This is a genomic window from Glutamicibacter sp. ZJUTW, assembly GCF_008370855.1.
Classification (GTDB): Bacteria; Actinomycetota; Actinomycetes; order Actinomycetales; family Micrococcaceae; genus Glutamicibacter; species Glutamicibacter nicotianae.
Genome location: NZ_CP043624.1, coordinates 1,016,906 through 1,033,327 on the forward strand (window position 1 = coordinate 1,016,906; position 16,422 = coordinate 1,033,327).

At 61.4% G+C, this 16,422-nt stretch carries 16 protein-coding genes; 10 read left to right on the forward strand and 6 right to left on the reverse strand.

The window, feature by feature from the left end; all coding sequences use genetic code 11:
- The first annotated feature begins 111 nt into the window (after positions 1-111).
- Complete coding sequence (locus tag F0M17_RS04805) at positions 112-684, forward strand: DivIVA domain-containing protein (protein WP_038989718.1); 573 nt, start codon at positions 112-114, stop codon at positions 682-684.
- Positions 685-787: 103 nt separating this feature from the next.
- Here the strand turns inward: F0M17_RS04805 and F0M17_RS04810 are convergent, their stop codons facing one another.
- On the reverse strand, positions 788-1,291 hold the full coding sequence (locus F0M17_RS04810) for a MarR family winged helix-turn-helix transcriptional regulator (RefSeq protein WP_149596565.1): 504 nt from the start codon (positions 1,289-1,291) through the stop codon (positions 788-790).
- 39 nt (positions 1,292-1,330) lie between these two features.
- Between F0M17_RS04810 and F0M17_RS04815 the strand changes: the two genes are divergently transcribed.
- On the forward strand, positions 1,331-2,281 hold the full coding sequence (locus tag F0M17_RS04815; protein WP_246857135.1) for a DMT family transporter: 951 nt from the start codon (positions 1,331-1,333) through the stop codon (positions 2,279-2,281).
- Here the strand turns inward: F0M17_RS04815 and F0M17_RS04820 are convergent.
- The 4 genes from F0M17_RS04820 to F0M17_RS04835 are packed head-to-tail and all read right to left on the reverse strand — an operon-like array spanning position 2,278 to position 6,098.
- A complete protein-coding gene (locus F0M17_RS04820) occupies positions 2,278-3,753 on the reverse strand; it encodes a cation acetate symporter (protein WP_369826770.1) in 1,476 nt (491 codons plus the stop codon). The two genes, F0M17_RS04815 and F0M17_RS04820, sit on opposite strands and share 4 nt — an antisense overlap.
- On the reverse strand, positions 3,746-4,153 hold the full coding sequence (locus F0M17_RS04825; protein ID WP_052253504.1) for a hypothetical protein: 408 nt from the start codon (positions 4,151-4,153) through the stop codon (positions 3,746-3,748). Before F0M17_RS04825 ends, F0M17_RS04820 begins: the two co-directional genes overlap by 8 nt.
- Positions 4,154-4,170: 17 nt before the next feature.
- A complete protein-coding gene (locus F0M17_RS04830) occupies positions 4,171-4,887 on the reverse strand; it encodes a LytTR family DNA-binding domain-containing protein (RefSeq protein ID WP_038989713.1) in 717 nt (238 codons plus the stop codon).
- 29 nt (positions 4,888-4,916) lie between these two features.
- A complete protein-coding gene (locus tag F0M17_RS04835) occupies positions 4,917-6,098 on the reverse strand; it encodes a sensor histidine kinase (protein WP_073706732.1) in 1,182 nt (393 codons plus the stop codon).
- 197 nt (positions 6,099-6,295) lie between these two features.
- On the opposite strand from F0M17_RS04835, the gene F0M17_RS04840 reads away from it, so the two are divergent.
- Both F0M17_RS04840 and F0M17_RS04845 read left to right on the forward strand, forming a co-directional pair.
- Positions 6,296-6,640, forward strand: a complete 345-nt coding sequence (locus tag F0M17_RS04840) for a DUF485 domain-containing protein (RefSeq protein WP_038989711.1) — start codon at positions 6,296-6,298, stop codon at positions 6,638-6,640.
- On the forward strand, positions 6,641-8,266 hold the full coding sequence (locus F0M17_RS04845) for a cation acetate symporter (protein WP_052253503.1): 1,626 nt from the start codon (positions 6,641-6,643) through the stop codon (positions 8,264-8,266). It abuts the gene before it with no gap.
- Between the two features lie 85 nt (positions 8,267-8,351).
- Here F0M17_RS04845 and F0M17_RS04850 read toward each other — a convergent pair whose 3' ends face one another.
- Positions 8,352-8,825 carry an Lrp/AsnC family transcriptional regulator gene (locus F0M17_RS04850; protein WP_038989709.1) on the reverse strand — a complete coding sequence of 158 codons (474 nt, stop codon included), beginning with the start codon at positions 8,823-8,825 and terminating at the stop codon, positions 8,352-8,354.
- A gap of 150 nt (positions 8,826-8,975) precedes the next feature.
- On the opposite strand from F0M17_RS04850, the gene pdhA reads away from it, so the two are divergent.
- From pdhA to F0M17_RS04880, 6 genes are all read left to right on the forward strand, one after another.
- On the forward strand, positions 8,976-10,091 hold the full coding sequence (gene pdhA / locus F0M17_RS04855; RefSeq protein WP_073706733.1) for a pyruvate dehydrogenase (acetyl-transferring) E1 component subunit alpha: 1,116 nt from the start codon (positions 8,976-8,978) through the stop codon (positions 10,089-10,091).
- Positions 10,092-10,105: 14 nt separating this feature from the next.
- Positions 10,106-11,095, forward strand: a complete 990-nt coding sequence (locus F0M17_RS04860) for an alpha-ketoacid dehydrogenase subunit beta (RefSeq protein WP_073706846.1) — start codon at positions 10,106-10,108, stop codon at positions 11,093-11,095.
- Positions 11,095-12,459: a dihydrolipoamide acetyltransferase family protein gene (locus tag F0M17_RS04865; protein WP_149596566.1), complete on the forward strand. Its 1,365-nt coding sequence runs from the start codon at positions 11,095-11,097 to the stop codon at positions 12,457-12,459. The genes F0M17_RS04860 and F0M17_RS04865 overlap by 1 nt, the downstream gene beginning before the upstream one ends.
- A gap of 196 nt (positions 12,460-12,655) precedes the next feature.
- Complete coding sequence (locus F0M17_RS04870; RefSeq protein WP_073706735.1) at positions 12,656-14,287, forward strand: ABC transporter substrate-binding protein; 1,632 nt, start codon at positions 12,656-12,658, stop codon at positions 14,285-14,287.
- Positions 14,288-14,477: 190 nt separating this feature from the next.
- Positions 14,478-15,404: an ABC transporter permease gene (locus tag F0M17_RS04875; protein WP_038989703.1), complete on the forward strand. Its 927-nt coding sequence runs from the start codon at positions 14,478-14,480 to the stop codon at positions 15,402-15,404.
- Positions 15,397-16,419 (forward strand): ABC transporter permease, encoded by a 1,023-nt coding sequence (locus F0M17_RS04880; RefSeq protein ID WP_223308906.1) that lies wholly within the window; start codon positions 15,397-15,399, stop codon positions 16,417-16,419. Before F0M17_RS04875 ends, F0M17_RS04880 begins: the two co-directional genes overlap by 8 nt.
- Positions 16,420-16,422 lie beyond the last annotated feature (3 nt).

Here is a 16,422-nt window from a genome sequence, read left to right on the forward strand (position 1 = left end):
ACTCGCTGGTGTGGCCATCAGGCCAACTATCGGCACAAGCCAATAGAATATGAGGGGTATCGCCTGAGTGCGGTGCCCAACGGATATCTCCCTAGAGAAAAAGGAACTGTCGTGTCGCAGCAGCAAGATGCTCCGTTTTCCCGCGTACCGGACTCGGAATTCGGCTACAACGCAAAGCAAGTTGATGCGTTCCTGAGCCGTGCCCGTGCCACCTTCAACGGTGGAGGAAACGACGACAGCGTGGTCACCAGCCACCTGATCCGCCGCACCACTTTTGCACCGCAGAAGGGCGGGTACCAGGCCCGCGAAGTCGATGGCGCGCTGGACCGCTTGGAAGATGTTTTTGCCAAGCGCGAGCGTGATGACTTGATTGCCCATCAGGGCGAAGAGGTTTGGCTGCAGCAGGTTGGCCGCCTGGCCGCGATCCTGCGTGGCCGCTTGCACCGTGCCAAGGGCGAGCGTTTCCGCCGTCCTTCGCGTTCCAACGCGTCGAGCTACAACATCGAGGACGTCGATCGCCTGTGCGATCAGCTCATCGACTACTTCGAGAACGACGTGCCGATGGCCGTTGACACCGTGCGCCGCGTGGAATTCCGTTCTGCGCAGGGCACCGATGGCTACGAGGAGTCGCAGGTCGATGCGTTCCTCGACCGTGTAGTCGAGCTGATGGCTTCGATCGACTAGTCGCCGCCACCGGCTCCAAAGCCATGCCGCGGTCGGCAGCGGGAAATTCTCTCCCGTTGCCGTCCGCGGCTTTTTGCATTCATAGAGGGAAGAACCGGACAGCTTAGAGGCCTGGCTGTTCGTGGTGGGCCAACCAGTCGCGCAGCATGTTCTCCAGCACCGGACGGTCGGCGGGGGAGAGCTGTTCCACGAGGCGCTTTTCGTTGCGCATGTGGGCGGCAAAGGCTTCGTCGATTTTCTCTTTGCCGGTGGCAGTCAAGGAGATCAGGCGTCCTCGACGGTCTTCACCGGACTGGGTCCGGGTGACCCAGCCATTGCCTACAAGCTTGTCCAGCCGCTTGGTCATGGCTCCGGTGGTCACCATCGTCTGCAAGGCAAGTTCGCCGGGAGTCAGGGAGAACGGTCCGCCTGCCCGCCGCAAGGTTGCCAGCACATCGAATTCGGCTTCGGTCAGCCCGTGTTCTGCATACACCGCACAGAGCTCTTCAGTGAGGTAATTGGCCAGCCGGTGAAGCCGTCCGATAATTCCCTGCGGACCGGTGTCGAGATCCGGACGCTGTTCGGCCCACTGCTGCTGGATGCGCGAGACATGGTCATTGTGCTGCATCCCTTTATTATATCTTCCAAGGAAGCTAAAGTATCTTCCATGGAAGATACTTTAGCTTCTGCCGGAATCCGGCTGCGGACACTCGGATGGGTTGCGCTGACCGCGATTGCCCCGATCGCGTGGGGGTCCAACTACTACGTCACCAGGGAATTCCTTCCGGAAGACTCGGCGCTCTGGGGTGCGGCGATCCGCGCGTTGCCCGCAGGCCTGGTGTTGCTGGCGATATCCAGGAAACTGCCGCACGGCAGCTGGTGGTGGAAATCCGCGGTCCTGGGCATCCTGAACATCGGCGCCTTCTTCGCTCTGGTCTACGTGGTGGCGCAACTGCTGCCATCGGGTGTCGCTGCGACGACCATGGCGAGTTCCGCCGGTGTGCTCATGCTGTTCGCCTGGCTCATGCTCGGCGAGCGACCTGCACGCTGGCCGATGATCGGAGCGCTCATGGGATTCATCGGCGTGGCCGTCATGGTCTTCGATGCGCAGGGCGGCATCGATATCCGGGGCATCATCTCGTCCTTGGTCGCGATGCTCTGCTCAAGTGCCGGATTCATCTTGACCAAGCGGTGGTCGCAAGGGCTGCCGATTGTCCGGGTCACGGCCTGGCAGCTGGTGGCCGGAGGGGCAGTCCTGGTGCCCTGCGCGCTGCTCGTGCATGGAGCTCCGCCTCAGCTTGGTATCCAGGCGGCGGCGGGCTTCGGATATGTCAGCCTCGTCGCTACCGCGGCCGCATACCTCGCCTGGTTCACCGGGCTGCGCCAACTGACAGCATCGTCCGTGGGCCTTATCGGCCTGCTCAATCCAGTCACCGGCGTCCTGCTCGGATCCCTGCTGGCAGCCGAAAGCCTTGGGCTTCAAAGCATTTTGGGGATGGGCTTGGTGCTCGGCGGGGTCCTGCTGGGGCTGGCCAACGGCTCCCGGCGCAAACCGCTTCCCGAACCAGAGTTGCCGAGCCGCGACGCGCCTGCCGGGCAAGCGGTGAAGAGCTGCTAGAACTTCGCCCGCCAGTCCGGGACATGGAGCAGGGCCATGACGCGTTCAACGTTGGCTGGCACGCTGCGCTTGGTGCTGCGCGAAACGAAGATCATCACCAGGAAGGCCAGCGGAACGCTCCACGCCGCGGGCTGGCGCAAGAGATGGATCCAGATCTCGTCTTCCTGGGGCAGGAAGGTGCCGATCATCAAGGACAGCCCGCAGGAAATGCCGCCGGCCAGCAGGCCGGCAATCGCACCTCGCGCGGTCAGCGAACGCCACCAGATGCCTAGTAGCAGCAGCGGGCAGATCGTCGATGCAGTGAAAGCGAAGACGTTGCCAATGGCACCGGCCAAGGCCAAGGAATTGGTCACCACCGCAATCAAGACCGGCAGTGCGGTAGCCAGAACGGTAGAGATCCTGAACCCGCGCACGGTGCCGGAAAAGAATTCCTGCGACAGAGCGCCAGCGAGGGATACCACCAACCCGGAGGTGGTGGACAGGAATGCCGCGAAGGCGCCGCCGACCACGATTGCGGTCAGCGCGTCGCCCAGGAATCCTTCGAAAAGGCGTGAGGGCAGCAACAGGATGGTGGCATCTGTTTCATTGGTGGCCCCGAGCTCCGGGGTGTACAGCAAGCCCAGGACACCCAACGTCGTGGGCAACAGGTAGAAGGCCGAGAGCAAGCACAGCACAATCACCGTGGTGGTACGCGCTGCCTGGCCCGTCGGGTTCGTGTAGAAGCGCACCAGCACATGCGGCAAGCCCAGGGTGCCGAAGAGCAGCGCCAAGATGATGGAGACCGTCTCGTAGAGATTCATCGCATTCGCGGACTCCAGCTGCGCGTACAGGGCCTGCGCATGGCCGGAGGACGAATGCTCTGGGATGGCGCGCCCCAGCAAGAAGATCGTGGGGATGACCAGGGCAGCCAGCTTGAACCAGTATTGGAATGCCTGGACGAAGGTCACCGAACGCATCCCGCCGGACAGCACCGTCACGCAGACCACCGCCGCGACAATGACCGGACCTACCCAGCTGGGGAATCCGGTGGCAATGGAGAGGGTCAGGGCTGCTCCGTGCATCTGCGGAACGATATACAGCCAGCAGATCACCACCACCAGATAGGTGGTGAGCTTGCGCAGCATCGGGGAGCCTTCAAAGCGGATCTGCGCAAAGTCCGGAATGGTGTAGGCCCGGGAACGCCGCAGGGGAGCGGCAACGAACAGCAGCAGCATCAAGTAGCCGGCCGTGTAGCCGATGGGGAACCACAACCCCGATTGCCCCGAGAGCACAATCAGCCCGGCAACACCCAGGAACGACGCCGCCGAAAGGTACTCGCCGCCAATCGCCGAGGCATTCCACCACGGGCGCACGGTGCGCGAAGCGACGTAGAAGTCGGACGTAGTGCGGGACAGGCGCAAGCCATGGAAGGCAATCAGCATGGTCGTCAGGCAGACCAGCACCAAGGATGAAACTGACAGCAAGCTAGCCACGGCTGATGCTCCGATACCGTTCTTCATTGCGCTCGGCGGCCCTGTTATAGAGCATTCCAGCCACGATGATCAGCGGATACATCCCGATGCCCAAAACCCACCAAGGCAGCGGCAGGCCGAGCAGGCGGATGTCCTCGAAGACCGGCCAGAAGACGAGCAGCGCGCTGATGCCGACCAGCAGCGCCAGCAGGCCCGCAGCCACGGCGCAGGCCAGCCGCAGCTGGGAACGGATCAGCTGGCGAACATAGAACTCTTCTGCCGTGTGCTCGGGGCGGGCAGGGGAGACTGTCAAGGAGGCGTCTTGCGGAGCCTGCACGCGCACACGTTGCGGACGCTGTTCAGCGAATCGTCCGGGCGTTGGGGGCTCTTGCCGGCTGCTGTCTTGGGGAATCTGTTCCACGGAAGGCCAGCTGCTTCCTACAGCGGGCGGACGCGATTGGCGGCCAGGCGCTCACGCAGGTAGGGCAATGCGCGACGGGAAATGGGAAGCTCGGTGCTGTTGACCACCACGGCGGCCTTGCCAGTTTGCAGGCGCACGGTCTCGATCTTGTCCATGCACACCAGATAGGAACGGTGGATCCGAACGAAGCCGGACTCGCCCCACTGCTGCTCCAGATCGTTGAGCGGAACCCGGATGAGGTAGCTCGAATCCTTGGTGTGCAGGCGTGCATAGTCGCCCTGCGCCTGGACATAGGCGATGTCCGAGCGGGGAATCAGCTTGGTGATGCCGCCCTGGTCCACCGTGATCATTTCCGGCTTGGCAGGGGTATCTTCCACCAGTTCGCAGATGCGGCGCACGGATTCGGCCAGGCGCTGCGGGCGAATGGGCTTGAGCACGTAGTCGATGGCGGCCAATTCGAAGGCCTGCAGTGCCTGGTCCTCATCGGCAGTGACAAAGACGATGAGCGGGGGATTGGCGAAGCGGGAAATGACGCGGGCGATATCCAGGCCTGACAACGCAGGCATGTGGATATCCAGGAACAGCGCGTCGACCGCATTTTCCTCCAGCGCCTTCAGCGCCGCGGCACCCGAGGTGGCGCGGTGAATTTTCCCGATGCGGGAATCCTGGCTGAGCAGAAAAGCGATCTCTTCTACCGCTGGAAGTTCATCATCGGCAACCACCACGTTAATCATGCGAAAATTCTACCGTTTATCGGGATTATCTAAACATCGGACGCAATGGCGCTGGGTGGACGGAACTTCGGGACGCGCAAGGTGATCAGTGTTCCTGCCCCCGGCGCGGTCTCGATGACCAGACCATTTGAATTGCCGTAGAGCTGGCGCATGCGCAGGTCCACGTTGCGCAGGCCCACATGCATATTCGGGGTGTCGCCGGCCAGCACGCTGGCCAGCTGCTCGGGATCCATGCCCATGCCATCATCTTCCACGCTGATTAGCGCGTGCATTCCGTCCTCGGTGGCGGTAATGGAGATGACTCCGCCATCTGGACGTGCTTCCAGGCCATGGCGCACGGCATTCTCAACCAGCGGCTGCAGGGCCAGGAACGGAATCTGCGTGGGCAGCACCTCGGGGGCGATCTGCAGGGAGACCTTGATGCGCTCGCCGAAGCGGGCCTTTTCCAGCAGCAGGTAGCGGTCGATGGCTTCCAGCTCTTCGGCCAGGGTGGTGAATTCGCCGCGGCGGCGGAAGGAGTAGCGGGTGAAGTCCGCGAATTCGATGACCAGCTCGCGGGCGCGGGCAGGATCCGTGTTGATGAACGAGGCGATCGCATTCAGCGAGTTGTAGATGAAGTGCGGGGAGATCTGGGCGCGCAAGGCCCGCATCTGCGCTTCGAGCAGCATGGCCTTGGACTCATCCAGCTGCGCGGTGGAGACTTGCGCCGAAACGAAGACTGCCACCTCGGAGACGGCCCGCACAAAGCTGGCGCCTGCCCTGCGCGACAGGGCCGTCACGGTCCCGACACTCAGATCTCCTACGGTAATGGGTGCTGAAACGAAGTCCATGCCGGAAGAGCGCTCTACCTGGGTCTTGCCGGTCGCCAGCGCGCTTTTCGAAACGTTGGCTGCTGTCTCTTCATGCTCCGCAGTGAAATCGGCACCGGCATCGGTGGCCAGCACGTGGGTGGTGTCGGAGATCAGCAGCACCTGGCAGTTCAGCAGCCGGCGCAGCGCCTTGGCGCTTTTCGCCGCTCCGTCCTCGGTCAGGCCGCGTTCCAAATGGGGGACCGCAACCGACATGTGGTGCAGCGTCTTGTAGGTGGCTTCTTCGACGTCGGTGCCCATTTCCCGGGTGGAGCGGGAGATCTTGAAACCGAAGTAGCCGACAAGGGCGATTCCGACCAGCACGATGGCGACGATCAGGGTGACTTGCAGTGCTGGAGACATGTACCCCATCTTAGGGCCCCGCGAAATCCGTTGACCGTTCAGCGCGCCAAGGTGCGCCGTTGGGCGCAGAAAGCAGTCCGTTGAGCCACGAGCGGCACAGGCCCCCTAGTCGCCAAAGGATTAATCCCCAATAGTGAACTTAGTCACACAAGCGATGTGCGCTCAGTCACATCACCAACTCGCTCAAGGAGGGCATCATGAGTGCCAACCCGGAACACGACGTCTCTGCCGGCGTTGATTTCGTCAAGGAGAGCCAATCCGAGGAATTCCAGGAACTGCGCAAGACCCACCGCAGCTTCGTCTTCCCGATGGCCATCTTCTTCCTCGTCTGGTATTTCGCCTATGTGCTGCTGGCCGACTACTTCCATGACTTCATGTCCATCAAGGTCCTCGGCAATATCAACATGGGTATTGTTCTCGGGTTGCTGCAGTTCGTGTCGACGTTCGCGATCACCGCTGCCTACGTCAGCTTCTCGAATAAGAAGCTCGACCCGAAGGCAACCAAGATCCGTGAGCGCCTTGAGCGCGAGGGAGTGAACTAAATGAACCAGCTCAGCATCCTGGCCCAGGCCGCAGGCGAGTCGACCCAGGTCGGCAACCCCCTGGTCAATATCGCCATCTTCCTGGCCTTCGTGGGCGTCACCTTGGTGATCGTGCTCCGTGCCTCCAAGAACAACAAGACCGCAGCCGACTACTACGCCGGCGGCCGCTCCTTCAGCGGAACGCAAAACGGCACCGCCATTGCCGGCGACTACCTCTCGGCGGCATCCTTCCTGGGCATTGTCGGCGCTATCGCCATCCAGGGCTACGACGGCTTCCTCTACTCGATCGGCTTCCTGGTCGCCTGGCTGGTTGCCTTGCTGCTGGTCGCAGAGCTGCTGCGCAACACCGGCAAGTTCACCATGGCCGACGTGCTGTCCTTCCGCCTCAAGCAGCGCCCGGTGCGCATCGCTGCGGCGATCTCCACCCTCGCGGTGTGCGTCTTCTACCTGCTGGCGCAGATGGCTGGCGCAGGTGCGCTGGTCTCCCTGCTGCTGGGCATCGACGAGAAGTTCGGCCAGTCTCTGGTGATCGTCATCGTTGGCGCACTGATGATCCTCTACGTGCTGGTAGGCGGCATGAAAGGCACGACCTGGGTGCAGATCATCAAGGCCTGCCTGCTGATTGCCGGCGCGCTGATCATGACCGTGTGGACGCTGGCCCTGTTCGGCTTCAACTTCTCCGAACTGCTGGGCAAGGCAGCTGAAGTGGCCGGCAACCCGGAGATCCTGAACCCGGGCATGAAGTACGGCGTTTCGGAAACCTCCAAGCTGGACTTCATCTCGCTGGCACTGGCCCTGGTGCTGGGCACCGCAGGCCTGCCGCACGTGCTGATGCGCTTCTACACCGTTCCTACCGCCAAGGAAGCCCGCAAGTCGGTGGTCTGGGCCATCTGGCTGATCGGCGCCTTCTACCTGTTCACCCTGGTGCTGGGCTTCGGCGCCGGCGCGCTGATCGGCCCGGAGCGGATCCAGGCGGCTCCCGGCGGCGTGAACTCGGCGGCACCGCTGCTGGCCTACGAACTGGGCGGCACCGTCCTGCTGGGCCTGATCTCCGCGGTGGCCTTCGCAACCATCCTCGCGGTGGTTGCCGGCCTGACCATCACCGCAGCCGCTTCCTTCGCCCACGATGTGTACGCCTCGGTGATCGCCAAGGGCAAGTCCACCCCGGAGAAGGAAATGAAGGTGGCTCGCCGCACGGTTCTGGTGATCGGCGTCTTCGCCATCGCCGGCGGCATCGGCGCCCAGGGCCAGAATGTGGCCTTCCTGGTGGCACTGGCCTTCGCGGTGGCAGCCTCGGCAAACCTGCCGACCATCCTGTACTCGCTGTTCTGGAAGGGCTTCAAGACCCGCGGTGCAGTCTGGTCCATGTACGGCGGCCTCGGCTCGGCCCTGCTCCTGATCATCATCTCGCCGGTCTTCTCCGGTTCGGAAACCTCGATGATCCCGAGCATCGACATGGCGATCTTCCCGCTGGCCAACCCGGGCATCGTCTCGATTCCATTGGCCTTCTTCCTGGGCTGGCTGGGCTCGGTCACCGATAAGGGTGTCGAGGACATCACCAAGCAGGCGGAAATGGAAGTCCGTTCGCTGACCGGTGTCGGTGCTGAAAAGGCTGTCGACCACTAGCCGGGAAACCGGCAAAGCGCAAAAGCAGAGTTCCGGGAACCAGCCAGCAGGCTGGTTCCCGGAACTTTTTTGCTGCCCTAGAGCGCTATGCGTTGCCGGAGAGCGAGTGCTGGAGCAGGGCGGTGGTGCGGTAGGGGACGAGCTCGGCCATGGACAGCGCCGAATCCGCGCGATTCACCCCGTCGATATGCAGCAGCTGGCCGTGCACCCGGAACAGTTCCTCGGCGTCCTTGGCAGCTACCCGCACCAGGATGTCGGCAGAGCCGGTGAGGCCGTGCGCCTCAAGCACCTCGGGGATGGCTTCAAGCTTGGCGGCAATGTCGCCCAGGCAGCGCTGGTCGACGTGCAGCTCGACAAAGGACAGCAGCCCGTAGCCCAGGACTTCGGGCGGGATGCGGCGGTCGATGGAATCAAGCACCTCGTTTTCCAGGCGGGTCATCCGCGTCTGCACTGTATTGCGCCCGAGGTTCAAGGCCGTGGCAATGGCTGCGCCGGTGCGCTTGGCAGCGCTGGAAAGCGCAAGCAGGATGCGCCGGTCGGTGGTGTCCAGAAGTTGCATAATGTGCACGTTAGCATCCTTAACGGCAATCAAACAGTGCGTTTTGCTCTAATTTTAAAAACACCATTGTGCATCCTGCCTTGCGTGAGTAGCATCACATTAAGCGGCGTTTGAGAATCAAAACCCGCAACCGACTACGTGAGAGTAAGGATGCCGATCGTGTCCACACAGCACATTGACGTAGCCGCCGGATGCCTACCCACGCATCAGCTGCTGAACGTCGACGGGAAACGAATCCCGGACGAAGAACTTGACCACTATCTCAAGGACCTCAAGGAAGCGGACCTTGCAGATTTCCTGCGCGACATGGTTGTCCTGCGCCGCATGGACAATGAAGCCACCGCCTTGCAACGCCAGGGCCAGCTGGGCCTGTGGGCTCCGCTGCTCGGCCAGGAGGCCGCGCAAATCGGCTCCGTGCGGGCCACCAATGACGACGACTTCATCTTCCCCTCCTACCGCGAGCATGGTGTCGCCTGGGCCAGGGGAGTGAAGGCAGAGGACCTGCTCAGCGTGTGGCGCGGAGCGCAGGCCAGCGGCTGGGATCCGAATGAAGTCAATATCGCCTGCCAGCAGATTGTCATCGGCTCGCAGGCCCTGCACGCCGCCGGGTACGGCATGGGCATCAAATTCGATGGCGGCAAGCAAGTCTCCGTAGCCTACTTCGGCGATGGCGCCACCAGCCAGGGCGACGTGAACGAAGCCATGGTCTTCGCCGCCAGCTACCAGGCGCCGGTGCTGTTCTTCTGCCAGAACAACCAGTGGGCAATCTCAGAACCTGTAGCCCTGCAAAGCCGCACCCAGATTGCCGACCGCGCCCACGGTTTCGGGCTGAAGACCTGGCGGGTGGATGGCAACGACATCCTGGCCGTCTACGCCGCCACCAAGGCCGCGCTGAACCATGCGCGCCATGGCCTGGGCCCGGCTTTCATCGAAGCGGTCACCTACCGCATGGGCTCGCACACCACCGCCGATGATCCAACCCGCTACCGCAAGAGCGAGCAGCTCGAAGAGTGGAAGGCCAAGGATCCCATCGACCGCCTGGTGAAGTACTTGCATGAGATGGGTGCCGATGTGCAGTCCTACGAGCAGCGCGCGCAGAACTCCGCCGATGACCTCGCCGCGAAGCTTCGCGCGGCGATCACCAGCATGGAAGATCCCAAGGCCGAAGAGCTGTTCACCAATGTGTACGCAGAAAAGCATGAGCCAACCGAACGAGCAGCCAAGAACTACCTTGACTACTTGGCAGATTTTGAAGGTGGAGAGTAACCGTGGCAACCACCATGCTCAAGGCGCTGAACAAGTCGCTGCACGATGCGCTGGACCAGGACGAGAAGGTCATCCTGCTCGGCGAAGACATCGGAACCCTCGGTGGAGTCTTCCGGGTCACCGATGGGCTGAAATCCAAATTCGGTGAGCACCGCGTCGTCGATACCCCGCTGGCAGAATCCGGAATTGTCGGCAGCGCCATCGGCCTGGCCTATCGAGGCTATCGCCCGGTGGTGGAGATCCAGTTCGACGGCTTCACCTACCCGGCCTTCGACCAGCTGGTGTCCCAGCTGGCCAAGCTGCACTACCGTTCGCGGGGACGGGTGAAGATGCCGGTCACCGTCCGCATTCCCTATGGCGGAGGAATCGGCTCGCCGGAGCACCACTCCGAATCGCCCGAAGCCTACTTCGCCCACACCGCAGGCCTGCGGGTCTTCGCGCCATCGAGCGTCGAGGACGCCTACTCCATGCTGCGCCAGGCCATCGCTTGCGATGATCCGGTGATCTTCTTCGAGCCGAAGCGCCGCTACCACGAGAAAACCACCGCGGAACTTCTCCCCCCGGCGCCCGATGCATCGCCCAAGGCAAAGATCGTTCGCCCCGGCGAGGACGTCACCGTGGTCGGCTACGGACCCACCACCTACACCCTGGTCGATGCGGCCAAGGCCGCGGAAGATGAAGGCACCAGCCTGGAGGTCATCGACCTGCGCACGCTGGATCCGCTGGACATCGACACCGTAGCCGAGTCCGTCAAGCGCACCGGCAAGCTAGTGGTGGTCCATGAGGCCAGCCGGACCAGCGGCATCGGCGCGGAGATCTGCGCCGAAATCACCGAGCGCTGCTTCGACTACCTGGAGCACGCACCCTTGCGCGTCACCGGATTCGACATACCGTATCCGCCATCGCGGCTCGAAAGCCACCACCTGCCCGACTTGGATCGAGTGATGCACGCGGTCGATACCGTGATGCGCCACCACGAGGCAACCGAAGGAGCTGCCAAGTGATGACCGCCCACACCTTCAAACTCCCCGACCTCGGCGAAGGGCTCACCGAATCCGAGGTGCTGAATTGGAAGATCAAGGTTGGCGAGCATGTTGCGCTCAACCAGATCATTGCCGAGGTCGAAACCGCCAAGGCAGTCGTTGAACTTCCCTCGCCCTTTGCCGGATTCGTCCAGGCCCTGCACGCCACCGAAGGCGAAACCGTGCAGGTCGGCGGTCCGCTGGTCACTTTCGACCAGGAGCCCGGCGGGTCCGGCGAGCAGCCGGCAGCGGCTGATTCGGCGCAACAGGAGCAAAGCAAGGCCGGCGAACGCACCCCCACCCTGGTTGGCTACGGTGCGCCGGCAGATACCGGAAACCGTCCGAAGCGCAAAGCCCGCGGCTCGCGCAACCCGGAAGCTGTGCCAGCACCTGCACCAGCAGCTTCGGCACCAGTTGCATCCCAGTCGGCTGACGGTCCGGGCACCCATGAACGTGAACAGCATGCGGTGACCAGGTGCACCCCGCCGGTACGCAAGCTGGCACGCGATCACGGGGTCGATATTTCGGCGCTCGCCGGCAGCGGCGAGGACGGCCTGGTGCTGCGCCGGGACGTCCAGCAGGCCATCGACTCCGCCGGTGCCAGCACGCCAGCGGCCAAGGACAGCGAATCCATGTCTTCACTAGGAGCGGATCGCCATGTGAAGATCACCGCGGTCCGCAGGGCCACGGCCAAGGCCATGGTGCAGTCGGCGTTTACCGCCCCGCATGCCACGGAGTTCCTCACGGTTGATGTCACCGAATCCATGGAGCTGCTGGAACGCATGCGGTCGCATCGACTGCTCAAGGATCTGAAGCTCAATATCACAACGCTGGCAGCGCTCGTGGTGACGAGACTGTTGAAGACCTATCCCGCGCTGAACTCGACGTGGGATGAAAAGGCTGACGAAATCATTGAATTCGGGTCAGTGAATCTGGGCATGGCCGTGGCAAGTGATCGTGGTCTGCTGGTTCCGGTGCTGAAAAATGCCCAAGCTAAGACGCTGCCAGTATTGGCTGCCGAACTCAGCGGGATTATTCTCCAAGGCCGCGAAGGAACATTGTCACCAGCCCAATTGACAGGTGGCACATTCTCCATCACCAACGTGGGGGTTTTCGGCGTGGATGCCGGCACCCCAATTCTGCCGCCGGGGCAGGCAGGAATTCTGGCACTAGGCCAAGTGAAGCGCAGACCTTGGGAATACCAAGACCAAGTTGCACTTCGCCATACCATGACACTGGCGTTGTCCTTCGATCACAGGGTGGTCGACGGCAAAGAAGCAAGCGAGTTCCTCGCAGGTGTCGGCTCGGTGCTGGAGGACCCCGGAATGATGAATATTTTTATTTGATTCAAAGTAAATCATGACCGGGCTGAAGTAAATTCAGCCGGGTGAATAAACCGATTTCAAGCATTACTTTCATGACTATTCATTGGTTGTTTCGCAATGTTTGATGTAATCTCATTCACTACGTGCTATAGCTCACGCTTGCCTGCACGGCTCTGCGAAATGCAGAAGCAGCAACGATCTGTTGAGGAGAAATAGGATGCGATACTCGCACGCATCTAAGGCTGTCGTTTTATCTGCAGCCTTGGCGCTGACCCTGTCCGCTTGTGGCGGCGGTTCGACCGAAACCGCCGGTGGCGAAGGTGACGGCTCGTATGTCGTAACCGCAAACACCACCGAACCGCAGAATGGCCTTCTGCCGGCTAACACCAACGAAGTTGGCGGCGGTCGCGTCATGGACCTGATCTTCACCGGCCTGGTCAGCTACGACGCCAAGGGCGCGCCGGTCAATGAACTCGCCGAGTCCATCGAAACCGAAGACTCCCAGAACTACACCATCAAGCTGAAGGCCGGACAGACCTTCTCCGATGGATCCCCAGTAACTGCTGCTTCGTTCGTGGATGCCTGGAACTTCGGTGCCGCAGCCAAGAACGCGCAGTTGAACTCGTACTTCTTCGAGTCCATCAAGGGCTTCGACGAGGTCAACAAGGAAGGCTCCAAGAAGGATGAGATGGAGGGCCTGAAGGTCGTGGATGACACCACCTTCACCGTCGAGCTGTCCCAGCCTGAGTCCGACTTCCCGCTGCGCTTGGGCTACACCGCATTCATGCCATTGCCTGAAGCGGCATTCGAGGATCCAAAGGCCTTCGGCGAAAAGCCAATTGGCAACGGCCCTTACAAGTTGACCGAATGGAACCACGACGTCAACCTGAAGCTGGAAGTCAACGAAAGCTACGAGGGCCCACGCGAAGCCCAGAACGGCGGCATCGACTTCAAGGTCTACCAGTCCACGGACTCGGCCTACAGCGATCTGCTCTCCAATAACTTGGATGTGCTGGACCAGATCCCGCCAAGCTCTCTGGCTTCGTACGAGACTGACCTGGGCGACCGCTCGGTCAACTCGCCATATGCCGGCAACGCAACCATCACCATCCCGGGCTACCTGGATCACTTCAAGCAGGGCGAAGAGGGCAACCTGCGCCGTGCTGCGATCTCCCGGGCCATTGACCGCCAGCTGATCATCGACAAGGTGTACCAGGGTGGCAAGGTCAAGGCCGATGACTTCACCGCACCAGTGCTCGAAGGCTACAGCGCAGACATTCCAGGCAGCGAAGTCCTGGACTTCGATGCAGCTGAAGCCAAGAAGCTGTGGGAACAGGCTGATGAGATCAGCAAGTGGGACTCCGGCGACGAATTCTCCATCGGCTACAACGTCGACGGCGCTGGCAACAAGGAATACGTCGAAGCTGTCGTCAACCAGCTGAAGAGCAACCTGGGCATCAATGCAGTTGCCCAGCCATTCTCGTCATTCAAGGAATTGCGCGAGAAGGTCACCAGCTACAAGATGACCGGTGCATTCCGTACCGGTTGGCAGGCCGACTACCCATCGCTGTACAACTTCCTTGGTCCGCTATTCGGCACCGGGGCTGGCTCGAACGATGGCAAGTACTCCAGCAAGGAATTCGACGACAAGCTGGCCGAGGGCCTGTCGGCCACGGATCCTGCCGAGGGCGCAAAGATCTTCAACGAGGCACAGGAGATCTTGTTCAAGGATCTGCCAGCCATCCCGCTGTGGTACCAGGCAGTCCAGGGTGGTTGGAGCGAGAACGTGGATAACGTCGAGTTCGGGTGGAACGGTGTTCCGCTGTACCAGCAAATCACTGGCAAATAAGTTCCCTTCAGCTTCCGACCAAGTCAGACCGGATAGAAGCTGAAAACGCGCTAAGGGAGACCCGAGAACAACAGGGTCTCCCTTTGGCGTGTTTGTCCTGCCTCGCAAAAACAAACGTCGAATTACTTATCGACGGAAAGAGGATGAAAATGGCCCTGTGCCCTCACGTGTCTCGAGGTGAGATGCAAGCATGTTAAGTTTTACCCTGAAGCGAATCTCGCAGCTGTTCCCGGTCTTCATCGGAGCAACGCTGCTAGTGTACTTCCTGGTTTTCGCCACTCCAGGTGACCCGATCGCCGCGCTTTCTGGTGGCAAGCCCATGAGCGATGCCACCAAAGCCGCGCTGACCGCGCAATACAACCTGGACAAGCCGTTCTGGGTTCAATATGGCCTGTATCTGAAGAACCTGGTGACCTTGGACCTGGGAACCTCGTTCTCCGGACAGGAAGTCAAGGAGATGCTCGCGCGGGCGTTCCCCGTCACGGCACGCCTGGCAATCCTCGCATTGGTGATTGAAGCCGTATTCGGCATCATCCTCGGCGTTATTGCTGGTATGCGCAAGGGCAAGCTGTTCGACTCGACCGTGTTGGTTGCGTCGCTGCTGGTCATTGCAGTTCCAACTTTCGTGCTCGGCTTCCTGCTGCAGTACGTGGTCGGTGTCAAGCTCGAATGGGCCAAACCTACAGTTTCCGGCGCGGCAACCTGGGGCGAACTGATCCTGCCCGCATTGGTGCTCGGCCTGGTATCGCTGGCCTACGTGCTGCGCCTGACGCGTACTTCCGTCATCGAGAACAAGACCGCTGACTACGTACGCACCGCGACCGCCAAGGGCCTGAGTCGCAATCGCGTGGTTACCGTGCACATCCTGCGCAACTCCCTGATCCCCGTGGTGACCTACCTAGGCGCCGACTTGGGTGCACTGATGGGTGGCGCGATTGTCACCGAAGGCATCTTCAATGTGCCCGGTGTCGGCCACCTGCTCTACCAAGCAATCCAGAAGGGCGAAACCCCGACAGTGGTTGCAGTCGTAGGCGTTCTGGTGATCGTCTTCGTACTTGCCAACCTGATCGTGGATATGCTGTACGCACTGCTTGACCCAAGGATCCGTTATGCCTGAGAACCAGAACTTTAATCCCGAAGACGGCTTGCCCATCCGCAGCAACCGCGCCGGCAAGGTTTCCAAGTACAAGATCGAGCACTACGTTGCTCCGCTGGACGAAACCCCCCTGCAAGCCGTGGACTCGGTCAAGGAAACCGGCAAGCCCTTGTCCATGTGGGCCGAAGCGTGGCGTTCGCTGCGCAAGCAGCCGCTATTCATCATCTCCACGATCATGATCATCGCGGTCATCGTCGTAGCTGCCTTCCCGCAGCTCTTCACATCGATTGATCCGGCTGGCAACCAGGCTTGCCTCTTGGAGAATTCCAACGAACCAGCACGCCCTGGACATATCATGGGCTTCAACCTGCAGGGCTGCGATATCTATGCGCGCACTATTTACGGCACGCGTGCCTCGCTGCTGGTAGGCGTTTTCACTACCCTTATCGTGGTGTTGCTTGGTGGCGCCATCGGCGCGCTGGCAGGCTACTACGGTGGCTGGGTCGACACGATCCTGGCCCGCCTGGGTGACATCTTCTTCGCCCTGCCGCTGATCCTGGGCGCCATCATCGTGATGCAGCTGCCGGCATTCCGCGAGAACCGAAGCGTCTGGACGGTTATCGTCACGCTTGCGATCTTCGGCTGGCCGCAGCTGGCGCGCATTACCCGCGGTGCTGTGATCGAGGCCCGCAATGCGGACTTCGTGAAGGCCTCGCGCGCTCTGGGCCTGTCCAAGTTCAGCGCGTTGCTCAAGCACGTGATTCCGAATTCCCTGGCACCGATCATCGTTGTTGCCACAGTGAACTTGGGCGTGTACATCGTGGCCGAAGCCACGCTGTCCTTCCTGGGCGTCGGGCTCCCACCTGACGTCATGAGCTGGGGCAACGATATTTCCTCGGCGCGTACCCAGCTGCGCAACAACCCGACCATGCTGATGTGGCCAGCGCTGTTCCTTTCGGTGACGGTTTTGAGCTTCATCATGCTCGGTGATGCAGTGCGTGATGCACTGGATCCGAAGGCCCGGAAGGGAGCCTAAGCA